Below are 1,179 nucleotides of genomic sequence, written 5' to 3'. Positions count from 1 at the left end.
CGGCGGATTCCAGGGATCGTCGCAACACGTGGTCGTGTTGATCAGGCCGTGAGCAGTTTATGCAGGCGCTCGGCTGGGGTTTCCCAGCCGAGCGTTTTGCGTGGTCGGCGGTTGAGCTGGGTGGCGACGGCGTCGAGGTGCTCGCGGGTGTGGACGGACAGATCTGTGCCCTTGGGGAAGTACTGGCGGAGCAGACCGTTGGTGTTTTCGTTCGAGCCGCGCTGCCAGGGGCTGGCCGGGTCGCAGAAGTAGACGGGGATGTCCGTGGCGAGGGTGAAGCTGCGGTGGGCGGCCATCTCTGCGCCCTGGTCCCAGGTCAGGGACCGTTTCAGGTGCTGCGGGAGCTTCTGCGCGGTCTGGGTCAGGGCATCGCGGACGCTGGCTGCGGTGTGGTCGGTGGGCAGGTGCAGAAGCATCACGTAGCGGGTGCTGCGTTCGACGAGGGTACCGATCGCCGAGCCGCTGTCCTTGCCGATGATCAGGTCGCCCTCCCAGTGGCCGGGCACGGCCCGCTCAGCCGCTTCGGCGGGCCGCTCGCTGATCATGACCATGGGATCGGTGAAGCGGGGCTGGCGGCAGTTGGCCTGGCGGTGTGGCCTGCGCCGGGCGCGTCCGCTGCGCAGGGCGCCCGCCAGCTCCCGCCGTAGCTGGCCGCGTCCTTGCACGTAGAGCGTCTGGTAGACCGTTTCGTGGACCACGTGCATCTCCGGCCGGTGGGGGAAGTGTCTGCGCAGAGCGTGACAGATCTGTTCCGGGCTCCACCGCTCGTCCAGGCCCGCCTGGACGGCGTCCCGCAGCTCGGGGTTCTGGCTGATCTTCCGCGGTTTCGGCCGTGGCCTGCGGCCATCGGCGCGGGCCTGCGCGGCGAACGGCCGGTAGTGCCACTGCTTGCGGGTGCCGTTGGTGCGGTTGCGCCGGATCTCCCGGCTGATGGTGGAAGGGCTGCGGTCCAGTTCGGCGGCTATTGACCGGATGGACGCCTTCTCCCGGAGCCGGTCGGCGATGTGGATGCGCTCGCGCTCCGACAGGTAGCGCGAGCGCACTTCCACGGCCAGGGGTACGGCTGCGGGCACCCGGTCCTGGAGAACGGGTGCCCGCTTGATGTAGACGCGCTCCTGATCGGGGCGGCGCGTCGCCTGGGCCGCTGGCGGTCTGAGCCGCTGAGGGTCCCACCGGCCA

At 69.8% G+C, this 1,179-nt stretch carries 1 protein-coding gene; it reads right to left on the bottom strand.

The window, feature by feature from the left end; genetic code table 11:
• Window positions 1-41: 41 nt before the first annotated feature.
• The coding region (locus ACYVOO_RS36905) for an IS30 family transposase (protein ID WP_461020104.1) at window positions 42-1,179 on the bottom strand (1,138 nt) is incomplete at its 5' end.

It is taken from the genome of Streptomyces daliensis (genome assembly GCF_054782395.1).
This window is presented reverse-complemented; position numbering and strand designations above follow the sequence as displayed.